Below are 19,112 nucleotides of genomic sequence, written 5' to 3'. Positions count from 1 at the left end.
ATTGTTACTTGCGTGTTAATTACACAAGTGTTAATATTATTAATATGTTAAGGATTGAGGCTTATGTTAATTTAATGTTAAGTAAATTTAAAACAAGACGCGAAGTATCGCATCTCTACATACATTCTTTTGTCTTGTCTCTTGATTCTAAAACCCCTGCTTCCATTCTCCCCTATTCCCATTTGAACGTTTTTACCGCTACGGCATAAATAATTACACCCCATATTAACAGGATAAAAAGTTGGTGGGTAACATCGCCAAGGCCGGCACCTTCAAAGGCTACTTTGCGCATGGCATTGTTAAGGTGTGTAAGCGGCAGGGCAATGCTTAAATGCTGCAGCCAGGTTGGGAATGCGGTTACCGAGAAGAACGTGCCCGACAATAAAAACTGCGGCAGCGTAATAATATTAGATAACGGCGGTACCGTGCTTTCGTTTTTGGCGATGCCGGATATGGTAAACCCAAAGCCCATAAATATGATGAGCCCGATGGCACACAACACCAACATATTCAGCACCGTAACCACGCCATGGATCAGCGTGAAACCAAACGCGAAATGCCCTATCATAATAATAAACAGCGCACCTAATAACGAGAATACAATGCGCGCCAATGCCTCGCCAAGTACAATACTGTAGCGCTTAACTGGCACATTACAGCATTCAAATAAGTACTTATTTCCCGCCCTTTTTTAACTCACTTTCCGATTTAAGCACTTTACTGCCATTGGCCTGCTTTACTTCGTAAGCAGGTTCTTCTTTGCTTGCTTTGCGTTTTACTTTTGTGCCTTTAATCGTTTTACTTACTGTTTCAGTATGTTTTTCTTCAATTTTGCCTTCGGCTTCAGACGCTCCCCATTTCCAGTTTACAGTATCTCCCTTTTTCATGACCCTATGGTTTGGATTAAGGATAGCAATAGGCCTGCCAACTTGAGTTTAAAAGATCAAATGGCCCAATAAAGCAATGAAGCATATAGCTTTTGAAAGCAAAGCCACAATGGTGGTGAGTACAGGCAGAGTGAGTAAAGTTGTCATGATGTTTAGTGTTTTAACACTACAAATGTGCATCAGCAACCAAAATTATAACAGCATTATTAGGTGAACGGATGCAAATTGTCGGTAAATGTATTCCAATTAGGAATAAGCATCGGTAAAATAGCGGTTGAGTTTACCGACTACCCCTCCCCTACATTTATCCCTATTTGCTTCAGCAGCAACGTCGCGTTAAAGGTTTTACACTCGCCGTGTTTTATCTTGTAATCAAAAAGCATTTCACCATCAATCACCTGTATATCGAAGTAATAATTGCGTACATAATCGGGATACTTATCCTCCAGGCGGGCTATCTGCAGATCGTGGGTGGCAACCATGCCTACCCCTTTTTTGCTGATGAGCTGCTCTATAACCGCTTTACTGCCCAGGTATTTATCTACCGAGTTTGTTCCGCGCAGCATCTCGTCAATCAAAAAGAAAAAACGGTGTTCTTTTTCAACTGCAGCCAACAGCATCTGCAGCCTGTTTAACTCTGCTTTAAAGGTTGAAGTACTTTCATTAAGTGAATCCTTTATCCGCATGTAGGTTACTATCGTAATAACCGAAACTTCCATTGCCGTGGCACATACCGGCGCACCTGCCAGTGCCATTACGGTATTGATACCAATGGTACGCAGGAATGTACTTTTGCCGGCCATGTTACTGCCGGTAATAATGTCGATGCTGTAAGCATCCTTCAAATCATAATCATTGTCAACCCGCTTACCGCGAATAAGCGGATGGGCAATATTTTTAGCGGTAACGGTATAACCTTCGGTATCGGCAATAACGGGGTATACCCACTCGGGGTAATTAATAGCCGGTACCGCAATGCTTATCAACGCTTCAAACTCGGCTATCACATCAAAGGCAATCTCAAAATTCTCGTGGTTGTTTTTCTTCCAGCTTTCAATAGCCATCAGCTGCCTGATATCCCAGATAAAAAGCGCATTTAGCACCACCATCATGATCATGTTAAGGCGATAGTTGAGCTTGTTTAACAACACCGATAGCTGCTTTATCTTATCAGAAACATGGTGCCCGTTACCATCCGTTAGCTTTTTGCTGAAGGTTTGGCTAAAGGCTGCGGCCCATTCTTCCTGTTCAATATTTTTAAAGGCGAGTACAAAATGGCTCAGCGCGGTATCTATTTTACCGGCAATCAGATCGGTTCTCTTAACAATTTTTGAGCGGGTTGAGGCCTGCCTGTAATTGAACCATCCAACCGGAACAACCATATACCAGATAGGCCTGTAGAAATACCCGGCCACAACCAAAACAAGCAATACAAACGGCGCTGCCTGTGTGTAAACCTTTAAAAATTTCTCGTTATCAAGTTCTATCGGCGTTTTTAAATAGGTGATGAGGTTGGTTATCTGGTCGCGCTGTTGCTTTAACGAGAACAGCAAGTTGGTTTGGAAGGTGAGCTTCCATTCCTTTTTGGCGGCAAGTTCTTTCACCGCTTCCTGCCGGGCCATTATAGTTTCTTTTTGTGCCGATGCAGCCAGCCAATTAGCCAGCTTAATGTTACCGTGCAGCGTAGCGCAACGATTGATCAATTGGAACAAAGAGCTTTTACCAAATATATCCAGATCGGCAATGTAATGGTGCTTATCATCTTCAAACACTTTCCCATTGTCATAAATATTGCCGTGGGCCTCTATGCTCACGGCTTCATTATCGTTAACTTTTTTTAGGTCGAGATAATAGTTTTTTGACGTATCAAAACCTTCCTGCGTTTTAACCAGTTTGGCAAAAACAAAGGCCAGCACAATAAGCGCACCGATTAAAATAGCGATATTATCCTGGCTCACTGTTAAAACTACCGATGCGATAAATAGCGCGAAAACCACCAAACGGTATAGTGAATAGGTGTTGGCTTTGCGTGCAAAATCGTCGGCTTGCAGTTGCGCGTTGGCGGCAGCCTGCTTATAATCATTTAAAATATCCTGTTCCATTAGTTTTTGTAAAGCCTTATTTTTAGATAGTTTTACAAGTTTTCAATTTTACGACAAATACATAACATTTTGGCACTGTAATGAAGATCACTTTTATAACCGTTGGCAAAACCGAAGACGCCTATTTAAAGGATGGCATCGAAAAGTATGTAAAACGACTGAAGCACTACACCAAGCTTGAACTGGTTGACATCCCCGAGCTTAAAAACACGAAAGCCCTAACCGAAGACCAGCAGAAAGCCAAAGAAGCCGAGCTGATCCTCAAAAAAATAACCGTGCAGGACCATGTGATCCTTTTAGACGAGAACGGCCTGGAGTTTACCTCCGTACAGTTTGCCAATTACATCAATAAACGTTCGGTATCCTCGTCGGCCAACCTTATCTTCATTGTAGGTGGCCCCTACGGGTTCGACCAATCTGTTTACCAGCGCGCTAACGACAAGATCTCCCTTAGCCGTATGACCTTTTCCCACCAAATGGTGCGCCTGTTTTTTGTAGAGCAACTGTACCGGGCATACAGCATTATAAAGGGCGAGCCGTATCATCATCAATAGATTTCAGATGTGCCGATTCCAAATATGCAGATATTAGTATACATTCTGGAAATTCTTAAATTCTTTAAATTCAGGTTCAGACATTTATTTGCACATTTGCATTTCTGCATATTCGCACATTTATTAGTATGGCACACGACCACTCCCATCATCACCACGATCACGCTCCAAAATTAGACCACTTGAACGCGGCCTTTATCTGGGGAATAGTACTTAATTCCGCATTTGTAATTGTAGAGGTGATCTACGGTTTGATTAGCGGGTCGTTATCCCTGCTTACCGATGCCGGGCACAACCTGAGCGATGTGGCATCACTCGCGCTTGCACTATTAGCCTTTAAACTTGCCAAAGCCAAATCAAATAAGGATTATACTTACGGCTACAAACGCTCTACCATTATCGTATCGTTTTTTAACGCCATGATCCTGATCGTAGCGGTGGGCTTTATCGTTTACGAGGCCGTTGTGCGTTTCATCCATCCCGAGCCTGTTGCCGGCGGCACCGTTGCCTGGGTAGCGCTTGTGGGGATTGGCATAAACGGCTTTACCGCATGGCTTTTTGTGAAGGATAAAGACAGCGACCTAAATGTAAAAGGCGCCTACGTGCACATGGCGATTGATGCTATCGTATCATTGGGTGTGGTAATATCCGGTATCATCATTTACTTTACCCATTTAGCGTGGATAGACAGCGTAGTGAGTATCATCATTGGTGTAGTAATACTAACCGGCACCTGGAACCTGCTTAAAGATAGCCTGCGATTGGAAATGGACGGCGTGCCTAAGGAAATGGACCTTAAAAAGATAAAGACAGAGCTGATGAAAGCCAAAGGTGTGGTAGACATTCACCACATGCACGTTTGGGCGCTCAGCACTACCGAAAACGCACTTACAGCCCACCTGGTGGTTAGTCCGGAGGATGTGGGCATTTTCGATGAGATCAAACACGACCTTCGCCACAAGTTAGAACATCTTTCCATCAGCCACAGTACTTTTGAGCCGGAGTTTAGCAATGAAAAATGTGAGCAACAGGATTGTTAATTATTAAATACCCTATGAGCACAACCAACCGTCGTAAATTCATCGCAACCGCAGTTACCGTTGCCGCCGGCACTGTTGTAGTATCGGCTATGCCAACCCTAATAAAACCTACCACCATGACAAACAGATATCCAGTAGTTCACCATGCCCTTTTTTGGTTAAAGAACCCAGATTCAAAAGAAGACCGCGATAAATTGGTTGCCGGTGTAAAATCATTAGGCAAAATAGAAACCATTAAAGAACTCCACGTGGGCGTTGTTGCCAGTACCGAAAAACGTGACGTGGTTGATAACAGCTGGGCGGTATCTGAAGTGATGTTCTTCGCCGACCTTGCCGGGCAGGCCACTTATCAAACCCACCCCATTCATCAGCAATTTATTAAAGACCATAGCCACCTTTGGGAAAAGGTTGTGGTTTATGATGCGGTGGATGCGTAGGTGATTACAGCAATCATAAAAAAAATCATGTAATTGCGAGCGATAGCGTGGACAATCAACCGTAGGAGCTCATTAATTCCTTATAGAAAAATCAAACGCATTAATAATCTCAGCATATCCGCTTGTCCTCTGAGATTGCCACGTCACGTTGTTCCTCGCAATGACAAATCGTTACAACAAACAAAGCCCCGACAGGACAAAATCCTATCGGGGCTTTAATATTATCAGCAAGAAAAAAACTTATGCTTTTTTAGCAGGAGCTTTTTTTGCTTTGGCTTTTGGGGCTTCGGCGGCTGGTGCTTCTTCTTTTACAGGTTCGGCAGCAGGTGCTTCTTCGGCAACCGGCGCGGCGGCAGGTGCTTCGGTAAACAAAGGCATGTCCTTCAGTATATAAAACCAGCTCAGGATCTTCTTGATATCAGATGAGTAAACTTTCTCATCGTCATGGTCGGCAGCAACCTCGTAGAAAAATTCACGAAGTTTTTTACCATCGTCCTTAACAGCAGGTACGCTTGCCGCAGTTTTCATGCGTTCAAAAACGTCGATAAGTTTAATATCATCCTCAAGGCCAAAGATGGTGATCTCGTTTAAGGCTGCCAGTTTAGCGGTAGATAGGTTTACCACCAGCTTAGTTTTTTGCGCATCAAGGCTTTCTAAAACGTAACCGGTTTTGTTTTGCGCAAGCGCTTTCCATAAACCAGGTTTACCTGATATCGCAACAATTCCCTGTAAATTCATTTTTATATATTGTTTATAAAGTTTGATGCGGGCTGGCAACTACTCACCCAATCAACCATTAACTATTCCTCTATTATTTCGATACTTAAAATTTTATCGCCCTGGCGAATATCGTCAACCACGTCAATATTTTCAACAACCTTACCAAACACGGTATGGTTACGGTCTAAATGCGCAGTATTTTCACGGCTATGGCAGATAAAAAACTGAGAGCTGCCGGTATTACGGCCTGCATGTGCCATTGAAAGTACACCACGATCGTGGTACTGGTTATCGCCGGTTAATTCACAGTCGATATGCTTGCCGGAGCCACCTGCACCTGTACCGGTTGGGTCGCCACCTTGTACCATAAAGTTAGGGATAACACGGTGAAAAGTTACACCATCGTAAAAACCTGTTTTAGCCAAACCTAAAAAGTTAGCTACAGTGTTAGGCGCGTCGTTATCGTAAAATTGAACGGTCATCTCGCCCTTTTCGGTTTTAATAATTGCTTTGCTCATCTTGTTTTAATTTTTAAACAGGTGGCAAAGGTAAGTATTTGGGGTGAAAGGTGAAAGTGGAGATTGGAGGTTAGTGATTGGAGGTTAGGTAAAACTTCGCCATTCGAAATTGGGCGTTCGCTGTTCAATAGTATTAACCACAATCCATGATCCCGGGTTTAATCTGAAAACGACACTACGATTGCTTTTTCCGCAGGATCATATTTGCAAAACCCTTTAAGGTTTAAGTAAAATTCCTCTTTTTTATTGAAAGGCTTTCGTGGATCTTTTACGAATTCTGACAAACAATCTTCAAGCCATGTCAACCCTTTTTTTCCTGATAACAGATAGGCAAAATATGACATCCTTGTATACTGAAGACTATTGACATTAAGGTTTGTTGTGAATTTATAAGTGAATGTGGCTTTCTTTACCCGATCTTCCTCGCCAAAAACATCTACGGAAGTTCCGTTATTGTCAACACCAACATAGTGTGCTTTGCCGTCAACGTCCGCCATTTGCTTAAAAACCATTGAGCTATCTGATGATTGAACTCGCATGATTAGATGCGTCTTGCTTACCTGAATCCCTTCTTTTACAGTGGGCGGATCGCCTTTCTCCTGGGCAATAACGTTTAATGATATTATTAATGATATCAGCGTAAAAACTATCCTTAAAAATTTAGACATGATACAGGTTTGAACTTTGAACCTCTAATATAATACCATTTCCAATTAATCGTTACATTTGGTAACGGCCATGAATAATTTAAAAAAGTCCCTTTTAACTTTCGCCTTTTTCCTTTTACCGCTACTAACAAGGGCCGCTTCCCTCCTGATCCCTATGGATGAGGAGCAAAAGGACCACCTAAAATCGTACGGCATCGCTTTCTGGACGTTGAAAAATGGTGAAACGGTTGACTGGCTGCTTAACTACCGTGGTGGCAGCTTTATGATGAAGTACGATAAACGGCTGGAGGACGAATGCAAAATTCGTGGGGTAAGTTACCAGGTTTTGGCAGATGCTTCGGCAAACCTGATCTTGAACGAGGTGAGCGACCCATCGGTCAACATGGACATCGTAAAACTGGAAAAAGCGCCTAAAATGGCCGTTTATTCGCCCAAAAATAAGCTACCATGGGATGATGCCGTTACCCTGGTTTTAAAATATGCCGAGATCCCTTACGATGTTATTTATGACGAGGAAGTTATTCGCGGCGACCTGCCTAAATACGACTGGCTGCACATGCACCACGAGGATTTTACAGGGCAGTTCAGTAAGTTTTACGGTGCTTACCGCTACGCGCAATGGTATATGGACGATGTAAAAGGCCAGCAGGCTATGGCCGCTAAACTGGGCTTTAAAAAGGTATCGCAAATGAAGCTGGCCGTTGTAGAGCACGTGCGCGATTTTTGCGCGGGCGGCGGCTTCCTATTTGCCATGTGCAGCGGTACCGATACTTTCGATATTGCCCTGGCCGCATCAAAAACCGATATTGTAGAAAGCATGTTCGACGGTGACCCTGCCGACCCGGACGCGCAATCTAAATTGGATTTCACCCAAACCTTTGCGTTCCAGAATTTTACGCTCGATCAAAACCCAACCTCCCACCAGTTTGCCAATATTGATGTTACCCCGGTGAGGCAGGTAGAACGTAGCCGCGATTTTTTTACGCTGTTTGATTTTTCGGCCAAGTGGGACGTGGTGCCCAGCATGCTCACGCAAGACCACGACAAGGTGATAAAAGGCTTTATGGGCCTTACCACCGCCTACAACAAAAGCAAATTGAAGCCCGGCGTTACCATTATGGGCGAAATGAAAACCGCCAACGAGGCCCGCTACATCCACGGTGAATACGGTAAAGGCCAGTGGACATTCTACAGCGGCCACGACCCCGAAGATTACCAGCACGCCGTTGGCGACCCCCCAACCGACCTCAAACTGCACCCCAACTCGGCCGGATATAGGCTAATACTAAACAATGTATTGTTCCCGGCGGCGAAAAAGAAGAAACAGAAAACGTAGGCCGTACCCAACTCACTCCCTCTAATCAAAATATTTTGAGCTGCAAATCACTTTGTAGCTTAACACTTCTCATCGTGTATTTAAAAGCACAATTAATTCTTTGCCTCTTTTGATATTTATTGTAACATATTTTGGTTTTGAATACTAATGGCGTATAATTAAAATTATAAGTGGAAAAAAAAGCCGCCGGGTTTATACAGTTGATTGAAGAGCATAAAGCATTGCTTTTTAAAATATGCCGCATTTACCAGGATGACAGTACAGATCGTGAAGACCTAATGCAGGAAATGATACTGCAGCTTTGGCTGGCTTTTGATTCTTTTGAAGGGAAAAGCAAATTTAGCACATGGATGTACCGGGTGGCATTAAATACAGCCATCCTGTTTTTCAAAAAGCAAAAAAGAAGGCCGGACACCGAACAATTACACGAGAAACTCAACCACTTAGAAGCCGAGGGGACTGATACCCTAAAAGACGAACAACTCACCCTATTTTATAAGGCAGTACAACAGCTTAACAAGGTTGAAAAGGCGTTGATATTCCTGTATATGGAAGATCAGGCGTACGAAGATATTGCGGTCAATCTCGGGATCAGCGAAGTTAACGTACGGGTACGCCTCAACCGAACCAAAAACAAACTTAAGGACATAGTAAAAAGCTTGAATTATGAATATAGATGATTTAAAAGGCGCCTGGAAAAATGAAGAGCCTGGTTTTGCTCATTTGTCCATAAGTGATGCCATGTATGGTAAAACAACGTCGGCCGTAAACAGGCTTCGCAGAAACATGAAGGGTGAGTTTATTGCCACATTGTTCTCTTACCTAATCTTTATCTGGTTCTTTTTCAGGCAAACTGATGCATTCCTGTTTAATATTACCGGCCTGCTATTTTTCACCATGTTAGTATTAAACACGTATTACTTTTTTAAATTCTACGTTTTCTATCGTTCTATTTCAGATTACAATTCGAGCCTGAAAAATAGTATTGCCAAAATAGCCTACGAGTTAGAACTTAATATCGAGATATATAAAGCATATAATTTTTGCATAACCCCCATTGCCATAATGGTGGCCATCGGCATCCTTTGCGGCAAACACGCATCGGCCTATATTTTACAAGGCTTAACCGACTCAAATAACATTACGGCACATCTGTTAATTATGTTGGGTGTACTGCTTATTAGTTTTGCGGGTACTTATGTTTTTATCAACTTACACGTTCAATCTAAATACGGTAAGTATCTTAAAGAACTTAAATTAATTATCAATGACTTGGGAGAGGACGCCGTTTAAACAGGCTATCAGATAATTGATATATACAAGGAAGCCCAAACTTGGGCTTCCTTGTATATATTATATTCCGTTTCCCTTTCAGCGGCCGTAAAGGTTTCCGATTAATTGTAAAACGTCCACGCTACGCCAAACTTCAGCATCTTATCCATTTGCGGGTAGCGGTTCACAGTGTAAAACCCATTGCTGAACAAACCTTGGTTTGCATAGTCGTACTGGATAAACAGGTTGGTTTTCTCTAACGTGGCTTTGAAAAATACAGTTGCAATTGGGTACGATGTAAACTTAACATCCGGCCCGTTGTAAAACTGGCCCAAACCAACCGCGTACGATGGTGCAAGGTACTGGCTATTGTAACGTGCACTCACCCCAAACTGCGAATTTAACACATGGAACAGGTTGGCACCGTAGTATAAGCTACTGTAAGTATAAACTTCGGGTGTGCGCAAAATGGCGGCGTTATCAGTTTTTTGGTAAACAATATAGTTATCGAAATGGAATTTGCGCCATTCCACGTTTTTACCAAGGCTAACCTTAAGCATATTAATGATTGAGCCATACTGCCTCGGGCTGGCATCTATCCCGCCCGGCTGCGCTGCAAAGTACAGGTAATCGGTTATCAGGAAATACTCGGCTTTCAGGTCAAGCTGCAAAGCATCGTTCACATAATTAAACGACAGGTTGGTGGTTTTTTGGTTGCTGAACGTATTGTTAAAAATGTAGTGGTTAGAGATCCAATTGGTGTAAACCAAGCCCGGCGAACTGCTTTGCAGGTATCCGCCTAACACTATCTTCCCGGCCTTTTTTCCGCCTGCCAATGCAAGTTTTACATCGTACAAAAGGTCGCCAAAATTACGGCCCTGTACTATCTGTCGCAGGTCGGCATCCAATACAATGCGGTCGCTAAATTTATAGCCAAGTCTCCCTTTTAGTGTAATGTTCTGGAAACTTTCGTTCTGTACCCTTGATGGTTTTATCTCTTTATTGCCAAACTGATTTATCACCGTATCGGCCACAAACTGGCTAACCTTATAATAATCCTGGGTTAGGCCAACATCAATTTTTAGCTCGTTCTTAACCATTTTAAGCGATTTGCCCCGCAGGTAAAAGCTATACGAGAAATCATTCTGCAGGTGCGTCACATTTAGTGAATCTCTTGACCGCGCCGAACTAAAATAATAATCGGGGAACACCCCATAATTATCCAGCCCGTTTTGCAGGTAATTGTACTTACGCTGGTTGAAATATAGCGTATAAGATACCCGCTGCGTAGGCAAAACCGTTTTTGAGAACGCCTTCCCCTGATTAAGGCTATCGATATGGCCTATATAATAAAACTGTTTTATGTAGATGCCGGTGCTTTTCCAGTTATTAAAGCTGCCGGGCAGGCGCACCGGCTCCCCGGTTTTATCAAATGATGATAATGAACTATTAAATATAGTGTCCTTTAATATCGACCCTGTTTCGGGCGCCTTAAGGTTATTGAACAGCACATTCGCCAATAAATTATAACGTTTATTAACAGTATGGTACCAGGTAAACAAGCCAAAGTTAAAGTCGCTTACGTTTTGGGCCAGGATACCATTGGTACTGTAATAGCCGCGCGAACCGTTGAAATTCATCAGCAAACCCACATTCCAGTTGGGTTTAACATTTTGGGTATGCACTACTTTAAAAAGCTGCTCCTTTGAACCACCGAGCGAACTAAACAGCGATAGTAAGGTATACGGCGCCCGGGCATTAAAATAATTAATATCCTGTGGGTTTACCATGTAAGCATCAAGCGCGTGCAAGCCCTCGTCAAAGCCAATGGTTTTGCGCGGGTTAAAAAGCAGGTCGCGCTGTGCAACCCCAGGGTAGCCCAAACTTATCTTGGGGTTGCGTGGCTGGTTTAGCGGACTATAATTTTCAAAGTTTACTAACCCTGTATCCAAAGGGAAAAGCTGGATGCTGTCCATCAGCAAACGCTCGCTGGTTACCTTAATAAATTTGGAAGTAAATACGATCGAATCCTTCCGGTTTTCCTCCCGCTTACGTATCGAATCGAGGTTTTGCGAATCGCCGCCGGTCCTGCTATTTTTGACGGTATCACGTTTATAAACCGGATCATTTTTATTTTGACCGGGGAAACGCGTGTTGTTTATCTGCGCAAACAAACCCTGCACAGATGCGCAAAGCAATAATATAAGTAAGTATTTAAGCTTATTCGCCATTAAAGCCCTGCTATTAATTCTTTAAGTATGGTGGTCAGTTTTGGTTCGGCCTCCCTTGCCACGGTCAATATCTCTTCTAACGATACCGGTTTTAGCACCTCCGGGAAACCCTCGTCAGTAATTACCGATATGGCAAAAACGGGCAGGCCCATGTGGTTTGCTACAATAACCTCCGGCACAGTGCTCATGCCTACAATATCTCCGCCTATAATGCGCAGGTATTTGTATTCGGCACGTGTTTCTAAATTTGGGCCTGTAACCGCAACATAAACTCCTTTATGGCAGGTAATATTGTTCGCCTTGGCGATGCTTAACCCTTTTTCTATCAGGTCGTGGCGGTAAGGCTCGCTCATGTCCGGGAAACGGGGGCCTAACTCCTCATTGTTACGGCCTGTAAGCGGGTTTAGTGGTTGCAGATTAATGTGGTCTTCTATCACCATCAGGTCGCCCTTTTTAATATCAGGATTAAGCGAACCGCTGGCGTTTGATACAAATAGTGTTTTAATACCCAGCATCTTCATCACCCTAACCGGGAAGGTGATCTGCTGCATGGTATAGCCTTCGTAGTAATGCAAACGGCCCTGCATGGCAACCACTTTTTTACCACCCAGCGTACCAAATATCAACTTACCGGAATGGAACTCCAGGGTAGACATCGGAAAATCGGGGATATTGGAATACATCAGTTGTTTTTCAACCTCAATTTCGTTAACCAAGGCGCCAAGGCCAGTACCTAAAATTATACCCGCCTCGGGCACAAAATCGCCGATGCGTTTCTTAATATATTCAGTTGTGTTTTGTATGCTTTCTAACATATTTCAATAGTAATGTATCAAATTGCTGCTGCCCGTTATTTAAAAAATTTACCCCAATTGGCTGCACTAAAATGGGTAACTGCGCAAGGGCCGGCAACAACTCTTGTACCCCTAAACGCTGTGCATCCTTTTCTGTTGTGATGAGCAGTTTTTTTTGTGATTTGCAGGCAGAAAACTCACCCGCAAGTTTAGCGATATTTTTTAACGTAAACTGATGATGATCGGGATAATTATGGTGAATAATATTTGTGGTTGACTGCCCGATATACTCAACTAACGGCTTCGAATTAGCTATACCTGTGAGCAGAAAAACGGTAGTATCAGCATCAATAACCATATCCACCGGCTTACCTGCCAGATCCTGCAAGGGTTGATACACTATCGATGTAAAAAACAACGGTTGCCAGTTTAAGGGCGAGATCTGTTCATAGCTTTTAGCCATTTGCTGCTCCGTTAAACCAACAGGGCATTTGGTTACTACCATAATATCGGCCCGCCAGCGCCCGCTCAATGGTTCGCGCAGGTTACCTGCAGGTAATACAAATTTTGGCTTTTGCAGGTGGTTGTAATCGAACAGTAAAACGTTTAAGCCTGCCTTTACCGCGCGGTGCTGAAAGGCATCATCCAATATGATTAGATTATGATCGGCTTTGAGTTGTTCTATCCCCGCTACCCTATCCTCGCAAACGGCAACCGTAACATCCGCAAATTTGTGTTTAAATTGAGATGGCTCGTCGCCAATTTGGGTGGCAGTAGCGGTTGCTGTAGCCGTTATAAATCCTTTAGTTTCGCGACCGTAACCGCGGCTTAGCGTTGCCAATTTATAGTCTTTTTTGAACAGGCGCACCAGGTATTCTGTCATGGGGCTTTTGCCTGCGCCGCCAACTTCCAGGTTGCCTACGCATATTACCGGCAAATCAAATTTGCGGCTTTTAAACAGCCCGGCATCGTAAAACCAGTTACGGATGATAACCACCAAACCATAAACCAACGAAAACGGTAATAAAAGCCAGCGCAGGTATTGCATAGATGCTATAAAGATAATAAAAGGGTTTAAGAGAGATAAGTTGTTAATCGATTAGTACCAAATCATCAATACGCTCAAAATGCTTCTTATTTAATGTCGCTATTGGTAAATTGTTACTTAGTGCAATAGCTGCTATTAATAAGTCGGCAGTATCAATCTGCTTACTTACCAATTTTAATTTCTTATAGATATCTACGGCTTGTTCTGATGCTTTACTATCGAAAACAAGAATGCTAATGCCCGCTAAAAATTTCTGCCAATATGCTATTTGTGAATCAGGAGCTCCTGAATATATTTCAAATTCAGTTACGACGGAAATTCGAAATTCATATCCTTGATCGTATAACGCAATAAGTTTGGAGTTTGATTTATTCGACTTGCGAAAATGGTCGATAAGGATAGAGGCGTCAATTACAATTACTTTGTTCGCCATTGATTAATAGCTTTTTGTGCTTCTTCCATTGTTGCAATCTGTTCGTCAGAGAAAGTGGGGCCGTTTATTAAAAGTTCTCTAAACTGGTCTTTTTCAACTTTTACAGGCTTTTCTTCCAATTCCCGTTTTAACTGCAATAGCTTATCCTTGGGTAGATTTTTTACGATCTCTACCAAGTCATTAAAGCCAATGTCAACCTGAATTTGCATACTCAAATTTACAAAATTTATTTATATTAGTTTTATTACTTCTAAATCATCTATCATGAGATACATCTTTTTATCCATATTTCTCCTATCCGCCCTTGCCACTTTCGCCCAAACGGATACCAAACTTACCGCTCAACTAAAAGCGGCCACCAAAGGCTTTAATGGCGATGTTGGTATATATGTGCAGGATTTAAAAATAGGAAAAACAGCGGTTATCAACGCAGATACCCTGTTCCCTACCGCCAGTATGATCAAGGTGAGTATTTTAAGCGGGTTGATGGATAAGATAGAAAAAGGCGAAATGCAATACAACCAAAAGCTGGTTTACCGCGATTCGTTGCTATACGCGGGCGAAGATATCCTGGGATCGTTTAAAGATAAAGACACCATACAGTTGAGTAAAGTTGCCCTGCTAATGATTACCATGAGTGATAATACCGCCAGTGTGTGGCTGCAAAAACTGGTGGGTGGCGAGTACATTAACAACTGGCTTGATGCAAACGGTTTTAAAGTAATGCGGGTAAACTCGCGCATCCCGGCGCGCCGGCCAATCTGGGAAAAGTACGGCTGGGGAGTTACCACGCCACGCGAAATGTGCCGCCTGTTTACCATGATCCGACAGGGTAAGGTAGTTAGCCCGGCCGCCAGCGAACGCATGAGCCGCATGCTCAACCGCATCTTTTGGGACGAAACCTCGCTATCGCAGATCCCGCCATATGTGCAAACCATGTCTAAGCAAGGGGCAGTTGATGCATCCAGATCTGAAACGGTTTTGGTGAACGCCCCGCACGGCGATTATGTATTCTCCATCATCACCAAAAACAATAAGGACCAGCGTTGGACAAAAGACAACGAGGCTGATATACTTATCAAAAAAGTATCGGCCCTGTTATGGCATTACTACGAACCCGGCAGCAAATGGCAACCCGCCGCAGGTGTAGATAAATATATGCTTAACGAATAACCTATTGAAGTAAAGCTAACAATCCAGGGAAACCCAGCTGGCGGGTGTACATGGTTAAATTGCCATGCTCATCGGTTGGCCATTTATCTTTTGGCCTGTCCCAATACAATTCAACGCCGTTACCATCCGGGTCATCCAGGTAAAGGGCTTCGGATACGCCATGGTCTGACGCGCCGGTAAGCGGGTATTCATTATCTATCAGTCGCTTTAAAATAGCTGCAAGGTCTTTTCTTTCAGGATATAATATAGCTGTATGGAACAAGCCCGGAGCATATTGCGGCGCGGGTGGCGCACCTTTACTTTGCCAGGTGTTTAACCCTATATGGTGATGATACCCCCCGGCAGAGATAAACGCCGCCTGGTCGCCGTACATGGTTACCAATTCAAAACCCAGCAGGTCGCAATAAAAGGCCATCGATTTTTGCAGATCGCTTACTTTTAAATGTACATGGCCAATGCGGGTTTGCGCCGGGATCTTATAATCGCTCATAAACTACATGTTTAAATGTTGTAAAGTTACAAGGTTGGACTGTTGTTTGTATCAGTAATAAGTAAAAGATGTTTAAACATTTACTTTGAGCTTGTCATAACATTCCAACTTTACAACCTTTCAACATAATACCCTACCTTTGCAGTATGATCATAAAATCTGCCGACTTTATTTGCAGCAATACCCAGGTATCTAAACTGCCGCCGCCTTTAAAGCCCGAATATGCTTTCATTGGCCGGAGCAACGTTGGTAAATCATCATTGATAAATATGCTGGTTCAAAAAAAGGGGCTGGCAAAAACATCACAAACGCCGGGTAAAACACAGCTCATCAACCACTTTTTGGTGAACGAGAACTGGTTTATTGTCGATTTGCCGGGTTATGGTTATGCCCGTGCATCCAAAACCAAAAAAGCCGATTGGAATAAATTCATCCAAAACTACCTTGACAAGCGAGAGAGCCTGCAGTGCGTAATGGTGCTGATTGACAGCCGCCTGGAGCCTCAAAAAATAGATCTTGAATTTTGCAGCTGGCTGGGCGAAAAAGGCCTGCCGTTTGTTTTGATATTTACCAAAGCCGATAAACAAAGCAACCTTAAAACAGACCAAAATGTTGCCAAGTTCCGCAAGGCGATGCTGGCCTTTTTTGAAGAAGCGCCTCAGCATTTTGTAACCTCATCCGAACTGCATACCGGCCGCGATGAAATACTTGGTTTTATTGGTAACATTAACAATAGTTTTGAAGTACCGGAGTTTGATGAAGAGCACTATAAGTAGGAAAGATAATAAGCTCCCATATTAAGAGGGAAATCAATATTAAACAATGAAAAAATACTTCTCTCTCGTAACGTTTACGCACACCATATTTGCCATGCCGTTTGCCTTCATCGGCTTCTTTTTGGCGGTTACCACTACAGATCATAAATTTGAGTGGCAAAAACTGGTGATGATGCTATTGTGTATGGTATTTGCCCGTAACTCGGCCATGGCGTTTAACCGCTATCTGGACAGGAACATCGACGCTAAAAACCCGCGCACCAAACAGCGCGACATCCCCGCAGGGAGAATTAGTCCCGCGGCGGCATTAACCTTTACCCTGGTTAACTGTGGTTTGTTTATCTTAACCACTTGGTTTATTAATCCACTTTGCTTTTACCTGTCGCCCATTGCTTTATTAGTGGTGTTAGGTTACAGCGCTACCAAACGCTTTACCGCGCTTTGCCATATGGTTTTGGGCTTAGGTTTATCGCTGGCCCCTATAGGTGCTTATTTGGTGGTGACCGGTGCGTTTGCGTTAACACCTATCTTCTTCTCCCTATCGGTACTTTGCTGGGTGAGTGGTTTTGATATTATCTACGCCCTGCAAGATGAGGACTTCGACCGTGACCAAAAACTGCATTCCATTCCCGCTTATTTGGGTAAGGTTAATGCATTGAGGTTATCATCTGTATTGCACGTATTTTCGGCGACATTTGTGCTGATGCCGATATTTACCATACCACATGTTGGGTTGTTATATTATATAGGCATCGTATTCTTCTGCGCCATGTTAATCTATCAGCATACCCTTGTAAAACCGAACGATCTGAGCCGGGTAACCTTCGCCTTTATGACCACCAACGGCATTGCCAGCGTGGTATTCGCGGCCTTCTTTTTAATGGATAGGGTATGGATGCGCTAACACAGGCACAGTTAAACCAGTTTCGTGAGCGCATTACGCCCTACGTTACGTTTAACGAGGCCGAGTGGATCGTGTTTATCCAACATTTACAGGTATCGCATTATAAAAAGAAACAGCATTTTGCTGAAGCAGGCAAGGTTTGTAATTACTTCGGCTTTATTCTCAGCGGATCTGTTCGTTATTATAACATCATAGATGGTAACGAAATTACGGGCTACTTCAGTTTCGAGAACGAACTGGCAAGCTCCTACAAAAGTTTCCTTACGGGTGAGCCTGCCATTAATTACATACAAGCGCTGGAACCCAGCACCATCATCCTCATCAACAGGAAAAACATGGATGCCATGCTCAACAACCCCATGCTGGCCTACAAAATGGAACGCTTTGGCCGCCTGGTGGCCGAGCATTACCTGATGTGCTACGAAGACCGCGTAACATCCTTCCTAACCGAAACACCCGAAGAACGGTACCTAAAACTCCTGCAAACCGGCAAAGATGTTTTGCAGCGCATACCACAACATTACATCGCCAACTTTTTAGGGATAACGCCGGTATCGCTTTCAAGGATAAGGAAGAGGATATTAAGCCCCTCCTAATCCTCCTCGGAAGGGAGGACTTTCATACAACTTTATTGCCTTCTATATTTAAAGTTTCTCCTACCGGGGAGATATAGAGGGGGCTTTTCTTATCTTTTGTTAACGTTTTGATTTTCAAGGTTACCGTACATTTGTACTATACATCAAAACGAAAACATTATGCACACCATATTAGGAGCCGGCGGGCCGGTAGCAAACGCGCTAACCAACGAATTTTTAAAGAATAATGAATCGGTAAGATTGGTTAGTCGCCGCCCAATAGATATACAAGGCAACAACCTAACCTGGCGCAAAGCAGACCTGTTAGATTACAAACAGGTACAGGAAGCTGCCCAGGGCTCAACCATTATTTACCTGTGCGTAGGTTTAGTTTATGATGCCGACATATGGCGCGAGCAATGGCCTATTGTGATCCAAAACGTTATCAAGGCGACCAAAGAGAATAACGCGAGGCTGATATTCTTTGATAACGTATACATGTATGGCCTGGTTAACGGCCCCATGAAAGAGGATACGCCCTACAACCCCATCAGTGAAAAGGGCAAAGTACGTGCCGCCATTGCCGATACCATTATGAAAGAGGTTAACGCCGGCACACTCAACGCCACTATAGCCCGCGCGCCGGATTTTTACGGCACTACCAGCACCAATGCTTTTTTAGATATGATGGTACTATCCAAATACGCCAAAAAGCAAATCGCGCAGTGGATGGGCAACCCAAACAAGCTGCATAATTTCATCTACATCCCCGATGCAGGCCGCGCCATGCACCTGCTGGGCCAGCACCCCGAAAGCGACAACCAGATCTGGCACCTGCCAACCGCCCCGGTGATGAAAGGGCAGCAGTTTTTAGAACTTGCCGCACGTATTTATGGCGTTAAACCTAAATTTATGCGGGTGCCTAAGTTTATGCTGTGGATCCTTGGGTTATTTGACAAACTCATTGCCGGCACAGTAGAAATGTATTACCAGACAGATCATGACTATATCTTCAACAGCGATAAGTTTGAAAAGGCCTTTAATTTTAAACCCACCAGTTATGAGGATGGGGTAAAAGAGGTTGCGAGGACGATATATAAACCGGAATAAGTCCGAAAGTCCGCAGAAGTTGGGAAGTCCAAAAGATAAAAGCT

The 19,112-nt window shown here is 43.5% G+C and carries 23 protein-coding genes; 11 read left to right on the top strand and 12 right to left on the bottom strand.

The window, feature by feature from the left end; all coding sequences use genetic code 11:
- Positions 1 to 172: 172 nt before the first annotated feature.
- The 3 genes from NAF17_RS00935 to NAF17_RS00925 all read right to left on the bottom strand — a co-directional run bounded on the left by NAF17_RS00935 (position 173) and on the right by NAF17_RS00925 (position 2,989).
- Entirely contained in the window at positions 173 to 652 is a 480-nt protein-coding gene (locus NAF17_RS00935) for an ABC transporter permease (RefSeq protein ID WP_252756099.1), read from the bottom strand.
- Positions 653 to 674: 22 nt separating this feature from the next.
- Entirely contained in the window at positions 675 to 887 is a 213-nt protein-coding gene (locus tag NAF17_RS00930) for a hypervirulence associated TUDOR domain-containing protein (protein ID WP_252756098.1), read from the bottom strand.
- 287 nt (positions 888 to 1,174) lie between these two features.
- Complete coding sequence (locus NAF17_RS00925) at positions 1,175 to 2,989, bottom strand: MutS-related protein (RefSeq protein WP_252756097.1); 1,815 nt, start codon at positions 2,987 to 2,989, stop codon at positions 1,175 to 1,177.
- A gap of 80 nt (positions 2,990 to 3,069) precedes the next feature.
- On the opposite strand from NAF17_RS00925, the gene rlmH reads away from it, so the two are divergent.
- From rlmH to NAF17_RS00910, 3 genes are all read left to right on the top strand, one after another.
- Positions 3,070 to 3,543, top strand: coding sequence for a 23S rRNA (pseudouridine(1915)-N(3))-methyltransferase RlmH (gene rlmH, locus NAF17_RS00920; RefSeq protein WP_252756096.1), 474 nt, complete (start codon positions 3,070 to 3,072; stop codon positions 3,541 to 3,543).
- A 128-nt stretch (positions 3,544 to 3,671) separates the two neighbouring features.
- On the top strand, positions 3,672 to 4,583 hold the full coding sequence (locus tag NAF17_RS00915; protein ID WP_252756095.1) for a cation diffusion facilitator family transporter: 912 nt from the start codon (positions 3,672 to 3,674) through the stop codon (positions 4,581 to 4,583).
- A 14-nt stretch (positions 4,584 to 4,597) separates the two neighbouring features.
- A complete protein-coding gene (locus NAF17_RS00910) occupies positions 4,598 to 5,020 on the top strand; it encodes a Dabb family protein (protein ID WP_252756094.1) in 423 nt (140 codons plus the stop codon).
- A gap of 240 nt (positions 5,021 to 5,260) precedes the next feature.
- On the opposite strand, the gene NAF17_RS00905 is transcribed toward NAF17_RS00910, so the two are convergent.
- The 3 genes from NAF17_RS00905 to NAF17_RS00895 all read right to left on the bottom strand — a co-directional run bounded on the left by NAF17_RS00905 (position 5,261) and on the right by NAF17_RS00895 (position 6,926).
- Positions 5,261 to 5,758, bottom strand: a complete 498-nt coding sequence (locus tag NAF17_RS00905) for a DUF5606 family protein (protein ID WP_252756093.1) — start codon at positions 5,756 to 5,758, stop codon at positions 5,261 to 5,263.
- Positions 5,759 to 5,820: 62 nt separating this feature from the next.
- A complete protein-coding gene (locus NAF17_RS00900; RefSeq protein ID WP_252756092.1) occupies positions 5,821 to 6,258 on the bottom strand; it encodes a peptidylprolyl isomerase in 438 nt (145 codons plus the stop codon).
- A gap of 158 nt (positions 6,259 to 6,416) precedes the next feature.
- Positions 6,417 to 6,926, bottom strand: a complete 510-nt coding sequence (locus NAF17_RS00895) for a hypothetical protein (protein WP_252756091.1) — start codon at positions 6,924 to 6,926, stop codon at positions 6,417 to 6,419.
- 154 nt (positions 6,927 to 7,080) lie between these two features.
- Here NAF17_RS00895 and NAF17_RS00890 point away from each other — a divergent pair, with 154 nt between their 5' ends.
- The 3 genes from NAF17_RS00890 to NAF17_RS00880 all read left to right on the top strand — a co-directional run bounded on the left by NAF17_RS00890 (position 7,081) and on the right by NAF17_RS00880 (position 9,555).
- Entirely contained in the window at positions 7,081 to 8,262 is a 1,182-nt protein-coding gene (locus tag NAF17_RS00890) for an asparagine synthetase B (RefSeq protein WP_252757466.1), read from the top strand.
- A 170-nt stretch (positions 8,263 to 8,432) separates the two neighbouring features.
- Complete coding sequence (locus NAF17_RS00885) at positions 8,433 to 8,942, top strand: RNA polymerase sigma factor (protein ID WP_252756090.1); 510 nt, start codon at positions 8,433 to 8,435, stop codon at positions 8,940 to 8,942.
- The gene (locus NAF17_RS00880) at positions 8,929 to 9,555 is read left to right on the top strand and encodes a hypothetical protein (protein WP_252756089.1); all 627 of its coding nucleotides are present in this window, start codon (positions 8,929 to 8,931) and stop codon (positions 9,553 to 9,555) included. Before NAF17_RS00885 ends, NAF17_RS00880 begins: the two co-directional genes overlap by 14 nt.
- Positions 9,556 to 9,656: 101 nt before the next feature.
- Here NAF17_RS00880 and NAF17_RS00875 read toward each other — a convergent pair whose 3' ends face one another.
- The 5 genes from NAF17_RS00875 to NAF17_RS00855 are packed head-to-tail and all read right to left on the bottom strand — an operon-like array spanning position 9,657 to position 14,249.
- The gene (locus NAF17_RS00875) at positions 9,657 to 11,765 is read right to left on the bottom strand and encodes a putative porin (protein ID WP_252756088.1); all 2,109 of its coding nucleotides are present in this window, start codon (positions 11,763 to 11,765) and stop codon (positions 9,657 to 9,659) included.
- Entirely contained in the window at positions 11,765 to 12,580 is an 816-nt protein-coding gene (locus NAF17_RS00870; RefSeq protein ID WP_252756087.1) for a purine-nucleoside phosphorylase, read from the bottom strand. Before NAF17_RS00870 ends, NAF17_RS00875 begins: the two co-directional genes overlap by 1 nt.
- Entirely contained in the window at positions 12,552 to 13,607 is a 1,056-nt protein-coding gene (gene lpxK, locus NAF17_RS00865) for a tetraacyldisaccharide 4'-kinase (protein WP_252756086.1), read from the bottom strand. The genes NAF17_RS00870 and lpxK overlap by 29 nt, the downstream gene beginning before the upstream one ends.
- Before the next feature lie 43 nt (positions 13,608 to 13,650).
- Positions 13,651 to 14,040, bottom strand: a complete 390-nt coding sequence (locus NAF17_RS00860; protein WP_252756085.1) for a type II toxin-antitoxin system VapC family toxin — start codon at positions 14,038 to 14,040, stop codon at positions 13,651 to 13,653.
- Positions 14,025 to 14,249, bottom strand: coding sequence for a hypothetical protein (locus NAF17_RS00855; protein ID WP_252756084.1), 225 nt, complete (start codon positions 14,247 to 14,249; stop codon positions 14,025 to 14,027). The genes NAF17_RS00860 and NAF17_RS00855 overlap by 16 nt, the downstream gene beginning before the upstream one ends.
- 55 nt (positions 14,250 to 14,304) lie before the next feature.
- Between NAF17_RS00855 and NAF17_RS00850 the strand changes: the two genes are divergently transcribed.
- A complete protein-coding gene (locus NAF17_RS00850) occupies positions 14,305 to 15,213 on the top strand; it encodes a serine hydrolase (protein WP_252756083.1) in 909 nt (302 codons plus the stop codon).
- Position 15,214: 1 nt separating this feature from the next.
- Here NAF17_RS00850 and NAF17_RS00845 read toward each other — a convergent pair whose 3' ends face one another.
- The gene (locus tag NAF17_RS00845; protein WP_252756082.1) at positions 15,215 to 15,703 is read right to left on the bottom strand and encodes a VOC family protein; all 489 of its coding nucleotides are present in this window, start codon (positions 15,701 to 15,703) and stop codon (positions 15,215 to 15,217) included.
- A 146-nt stretch (positions 15,704 to 15,849) separates the two neighbouring features.
- Between NAF17_RS00845 and yihA the strand changes: the two genes are divergently transcribed.
- The 4 genes from yihA to NAF17_RS00825 all read left to right on the top strand — a co-directional run bounded on the left by yihA (position 15,850) and on the right by NAF17_RS00825 (position 19,068).
- A complete protein-coding gene (gene yihA, locus NAF17_RS00840; RefSeq protein WP_252756081.1) occupies positions 15,850 to 16,479 on the top strand; it encodes a ribosome biogenesis GTP-binding protein YihA/YsxC in 630 nt (209 codons plus the stop codon).
- Between the two features lie 46 nt (positions 16,480 to 16,525).
- Entirely contained in the window at positions 16,526 to 17,383 is an 858-nt protein-coding gene (locus NAF17_RS00835; protein ID WP_252756080.1) for a UbiA-like polyprenyltransferase, read from the top strand.
- Positions 17,371 to 17,979 (top strand): Crp/Fnr family transcriptional regulator, encoded by a 609-nt coding sequence (locus NAF17_RS00830; RefSeq protein ID WP_252756079.1) that lies wholly within the window; start codon positions 17,371 to 17,373, stop codon positions 17,977 to 17,979. The genes NAF17_RS00835 and NAF17_RS00830 overlap by 13 nt, the downstream gene beginning before the upstream one ends.
- 159 nt (positions 17,980 to 18,138) lie before the next feature.
- Positions 18,139 to 19,068: an NAD-dependent epimerase/dehydratase family protein gene (locus tag NAF17_RS00825; RefSeq protein WP_252756078.1), complete on the top strand. Its 930-nt coding sequence runs from the start codon at positions 18,139 to 18,141 to the stop codon at positions 19,066 to 19,068.
- Positions 19,069 to 19,112: the final 44 nt, after the last annotated feature.

The sequence above is a fragment of the Mucilaginibacter aurantiaciroseus genome (assembly GCF_024055595.1).
In the GTDB taxonomy this organism is placed as follows: domain Bacteria; phylum Bacteroidota; class Bacteroidia; order Sphingobacteriales; family Sphingobacteriaceae; genus Mucilaginibacter; species Mucilaginibacter aurantiaciroseus.
This window is presented reverse-complemented; position numbering and strand designations above follow the sequence as displayed.

Coding starts and splice junctions, on each gene's coding strand:
- NAF17_RS00930 (WP_252756098.1), bottom strand. CDS start 887: ATGAAAAAGGGAGATACTGTAAACTGGAAATGGGGAGCGTCTGAAGCC.
- rlmH (WP_252756096.1), top strand. CDS start 3,070: ATGAAGATCACTTTTATAACCGTTGGCAAAACCGAAGACGCCTATTTA.
- NAF17_RS00910 (WP_252756094.1), top strand. CDS start 4,598: ATGAGCACAACCAACCGTCGTAAATTCATCGCAACCGCAGTTACCGTT.
- NAF17_RS00855 (WP_252756084.1), bottom strand. CDS start 14,249: ATGCAAATTCAGGTTGACATTGGCTTTAATGACTTGGTAGAGATCGTA.
- NAF17_RS00835 (WP_252756080.1), top strand. CDS start 16,526: ATGAAAAAATACTTCTCTCTCGTAACGTTTACGCACACCATATTTGCC.
- NAF17_RS00895 (WP_252756091.1), bottom strand. CDS start 6,926: ATGTCTAAATTTTTAAGGATAGTTTTTACGCTGATATCATTAATAATA.
- NAF17_RS00870 (WP_252756087.1), bottom strand. CDS start 12,580: ATGTTAGAAAGCATACAAAACACAACTGAATATATTAAGAAACGCATC.
- NAF17_RS00890 (WP_252757466.1), top strand. CDS start 7,081: ATGGATGAGGAGCAAAAGGACCACCTAAAATCGTACGGCATCGCTTTC.
- yihA (WP_252756081.1), top strand. CDS start 15,850: ATGATCATAAAATCTGCCGACTTTATTTGCAGCAATACCCAGGTATCT.
- NAF17_RS00850 (WP_252756083.1), top strand. CDS start 14,305: ATGAGATACATCTTTTTATCCATATTTCTCCTATCCGCCCTTGCCACT.
- NAF17_RS00860 (WP_252756085.1), bottom strand. CDS start 14,040: ATGGCGAACAAAGTAATTGTAATTGACGCCTCTATCCTTATCGACCAT.
- lpxK (WP_252756086.1), bottom strand. CDS start 13,607: ATGCAATACCTGCGCTGGCTTTTATTACCGTTTTCGTTGGTTTATGGT.
- NAF17_RS00825 (WP_252756078.1), top strand. CDS start 18,139: ATGCACACCATATTAGGAGCCGGCGGGCCGGTAGCAAACGCGCTAACC.
- NAF17_RS00875 (WP_252756088.1), bottom strand. CDS start 11,765: ATGGCGAATAAGCTTAAATACTTACTTATATTATTGCTTTGCGCATCT.
- NAF17_RS00880 (WP_252756089.1), top strand. CDS start 8,929: ATGAATATAGATGATTTAAAAGGCGCCTGGAAAAATGAAGAGCCTGGT.
- NAF17_RS00845 (WP_252756082.1), bottom strand. CDS start 15,703: ATGAGCGATTATAAGATCCCGGCGCAAACCCGCATTGGCCATGTACAT.
- NAF17_RS00925 (WP_252756097.1), bottom strand. CDS start 2,989: ATGGAACAGGATATTTTAAATGATTATAAGCAGGCTGCCGCCAACGCG.
- NAF17_RS00900 (WP_252756092.1), bottom strand. CDS start 6,258: ATGAGCAAAGCAATTATTAAAACCGAAAAGGGCGAGATGACCGTTCAA.
- NAF17_RS00830 (WP_252756079.1), top strand. CDS start 17,371: ATGGATGCGCTAACACAGGCACAGTTAAACCAGTTTCGTGAGCGCATT.
- NAF17_RS00905 (WP_252756093.1), bottom strand. CDS start 5,758: ATGAATTTACAGGGAATTGTTGCGATATCAGGTAAACCTGGTTTATGG.
- NAF17_RS00915 (WP_252756095.1), top strand. CDS start 3,672: ATGGCACACGACCACTCCCATCATCACCACGATCACGCTCCAAAATTA.